This window comes from Desulfofundulus sp., assembly GCF_049701015.1.
Lineage (GTDB): Bacteria > Bacillota > Desulfotomaculia > Desulfotomaculales > Desulfovirgulaceae > Desulfofundulus.
The window spans coordinates 1-3,712 of record NZ_JBNATZ010000243.1 but is presented as its reverse complement, the minus strand read 5'-3'; the positions used below and the strand labels follow the sequence as shown (position 1 = coordinate 3,712).

Annotated in this window: 2 protein-coding genes; both read right to left on the bottom strand. The window is 57.2% G+C overall.

Features of this window, described 5'->3' with window-relative positions; genetic code table 11:
* Positions 1 to 849, bottom strand: an 849-nt coding sequence (locus ACPLUI_RS12440) for a hypothetical protein (RefSeq protein WP_424660576.1), incomplete at its 3' end; no start/stop codon positions are given.
* 594 nt (positions 850 to 1,443) lie between these two features.
* A partial coding sequence (locus ACPLUI_RS12435; RefSeq protein WP_424660575.1) for a hypothetical protein occupies positions 1,444 to 3,712 on the bottom strand: 2,269 nt, incomplete at its 5' end.

The following is a 3,712-nucleotide window of genomic DNA, read 5'->3' as shown; positions in this document are numbered from 1 at the left end:
CAGCCATAGAAAACCAACCGCGGTGCTGAGCGGTTGTACCGCAGCTGCCAGCACGAAAAACACCGCCTCACTGGAGAGGAAAGACGCGCCGTGAAAGGCAACCGCAAAAAACCAGACATAAACGGAAAAGGCAATAGAAGCGAGCACTTCCCCGGCAAGATGACTGATAGCTGCACTGCCCCGTCTGCTGGCCCAGGCCAGGACGCTTTCAGGGACCCCTTCACGACTGCAGTCGCGCCCCTCAAAGCAGCAGTCTGAAGCGTTTTTACCGTAACCTCCGGTCCGGTTCTCCTGTACCTGATCTTTTTTCTCTTCAGCAGGAATGCAGGTATCAGTGCTGTCCTTTCCCTCTTCTGCGTTTCCCTCACCGCAACCATGCACATCTGGAGTTCCATACGGATCGGTAAAATGACTTTCGCTGTTTACCGCGGCAGCGGTGAGTGGAGCCTCCACCTCGGTTTTTTTGCTTTCCGGGTATACATCCGTAAAAACAGGAGGGCTTTTCTGATCGCCGAGCTGGACCGGGCTGTTGCCTGTCTTGCAGAACTGCCCGAAACCAGAAAGATTACCGTCAAAACCTGGCTCACAAAAGACCCCGCTGAATTTGCGCTTCGTCCAGATGTACAGAGGCTTTGTTTCTGGCAGTCCCTTTTCCCCAGGATTGCCGCTTTTGCCAGCGCCTTCTTTGCCAATATCTCCGTGGGGAAACTTCCGGACTTCCGGCCGCTCGTCGCCGAGTGATATGAATTCACCTGGTTCGCTGGGGAAACATCCCCAGTAGTAAACGCAGTACAAAAACAAGAAGCAAAGAGCAGTAATGAAAGCAATGGTAACTTGAAAGAACGTCATGATTAACCGCACCTCCCTGTTGACGATTAATCAAAGTTCGTGCAGGATAATTGCAATCCACAAAAAAGCAAAATAACAGACCGTCCACCCTAGTTTCCATAGAAAAGAGAACGGCCAAAAGGCCCACAACAGCACTACCGGAAGAAGCCACATAGCAGAAGCCAGCAAAAATACCAGCATCTCTCCGCGGCCCACAACCAAGCATGATGTTGTCTTCCAAATACACGCAACTATGCACGCTATACTTCCCCACGACATTGAGGTTATAGACATATCAACCGAGCTACCCGGCTGAGAAAGCAGTCCCCTCAAAACACCAGGCGCCAAAAGGTACATGAAGAAGCTCAAAATGGAACGGTCTCCGGATCCAGAGCTAAAAAGCATATAGCAAATAATGACTCCTGTTATACCTATTACCTCGTGATACAACGAATTGGAGATGGGCAGACCATGCAAATAACTGAACGGTTTGGTGCCGCAATATGCATTCTTGCATTTTTTATATGGGTTTTGCTTGCTAAGAACCACCAAAACCCCTCCCCTGTGAACTAAAAAGGCCGGGTCATCCCCGGCCCCCTGAACCAGATCTACAATCTAATCCCCAATCAACTCCGCATGGATCTTGCTGTCCTTCGGCGGCAGCTGCACGACCTCCACCCTCACCGTAGTTTCAGCCACGTTGTCCGGCGGGTAGGCGTCCTCCCAGGAGCCGTCCGCCGGCCATGCCTCCGCGCGGAACCTGTACGTACCCGGGGTGGACGTGGTGAAGGTGTAAATCGTCCTCTCGCTGTCCTTCGGTCCGAGCCGCACCGTCTTCGTTACGGGCCCGCTCGGGCCGCTCACCGTGAACCTCACCGGGATCTTACCGCCGTTGTCGTCCTTCCTGGTCGCCCTGCCGGTTACGATTATCTTCACGTCCCGCCCGGGGAGCGTCTTCCAGACCGTCTTGGCGGGCAGGAGGGTGGCCTTGACGTCGTGCAGGCCCTCAACCTCGATATTGACGGACACCAGGTTGTTCTTTTCGGTCAGTTCGGGGTAGTACCGCACCAGCTTCGGGTTCATGATGTCCGGGTAGAACGTGTTCAGGGCGGCAACCAGCTTCTTCGAGCCCGGCTGAGCCGTCCAGTCGAACTTCACCGTCACCGTGTCACCCTGCTTGTTGAGGGAGATCACCTGCTGCTTGTTGCCTTCGTAAACCGGCAGCGGTGTACCCGCTTCGTCCTTTAAACCTGCTTTATTGATTGTGTCGCCGATTACGTGGAACGCCGCCACGGGTATTTTGTCCAATGGCCACTCAATACCAGGGTCCTGCTTGTACTTGAAGACCGCGGTGGCGGTGTATTTCTGCCCCACCTTCGCCTTCTGGCCCTTGGGCACGCCGGAGTCGATGGAAACAGCCTCCAGGTCGATGGGGATGGCGTTCCAGGCGAATATGCCCTCGTTCGTGGTGACCACCAGGTGGTCGTGGGCTACGGAGATTTCACCCGAAACACCGGCGGCGTAAGACCCGCCGCCGCTGGACACGGGCAGGTTGACGTACCCGTATTTCTCACCGGTGCCCGCGCCCAGCATGGCCAGTGCCGGGGAGGATTTGCCGGAAATGCCGCGCGTACCTTCGAGGACAATGCTGCCGTGCCCGTTGACCGCCCAGACCGCCGGAGCCGTTTGAGCCCGGGAGTCGAAATTCGCCACCCACATCGTCTTCCCGGTGTTGCGGTCCACGGCGATCACCTTGCCCGGGGAGTTCACGTCACCCGAGCTGGTGCCGCCCACCGCCGGGAAGAAGACCGTACCCGGGAGTAAGGCCGGGGAGCGGTTGGAGAAGGTGCCGGCGACAGCGGTGTTCACCCACGCGCCTTTCAGTGCCCACGTGTCGTAGCAGTACACCCGGCTCCGGCAGTCCCCGAAGTACAGCTTCGTGCGGTCCCCGCTGACCGAGAAGCTGGCCACCAGGCCGGAGGGGAGGTTTGCTGTCCTGTACTCCTTGTTACTCTTCAGATACACTTTTCCATTGTTTTCGCTCAGGATGTCGTCGAACCTGTAGATGTAAAGCTTGCCGCTGTACAGCCCCTGATCCACGCCCACGGCGAAGCCGTCGGACCCGTCCGCGAGCTTCACGATGCTAGGCGTGGACGATGTGCGGCCGGGGAGCGCAAGATAACCCGTGGTTATTTCTCCCGGACCGACTATCCCGCCGTCTTCTAATTTGTCCAGGCCAAACCAGAGCACGATCCGACCTGTATCGCCAGCGGTAGTGATTACGACCAGGTGGCCGTGCCAGTTATATACCACCGGAGCAGAGACCACGTCATGGATAAATTTCGACCAGTCGCGGAAAACTTCTTTCGGGTGGTCGAAGTCCGTCACGTCGAACACCTGGAGCCAGGCCCCGCCCACTGTGCTATCGTGCTCGGTACCGATAAAGACCAGCTTCCTGCCGTTGAGGTCCACCAGCGTCGGGTGGCTCTTGGTCGGGCCGTCACCCTTCAGGGGCAGGGACCAGACCGGCGGGTTGGGTTGAAATTTACCGTCGGGTTTGGCCTGTTTGGAAACAAACCCGCACAGTGCTTTCCCTATTGCCGCGATGACCACCGGGCGGTCCTTGCCGAAGTAGTCCCCGTCCAGGATCAGCGGCTGGGAGTAGGAAGTTTCGGGCGGGTTCTGGAAGGCGTACCAGGCGGGCCACATCACCGGGAAGTTCGTATTGTCCCCCACCCTGGTGTGATAGTCATCGAATCCGAAGGTGGTCACGTCCTTCCACAAACCCCACCCGGACGTCGTCGCCGCGAGCGCCGGAAACGCCGAAGCAAACAGGAACACCAGAACCAGAAACGTGACGAGAATCCTACGCACGTACATCCCC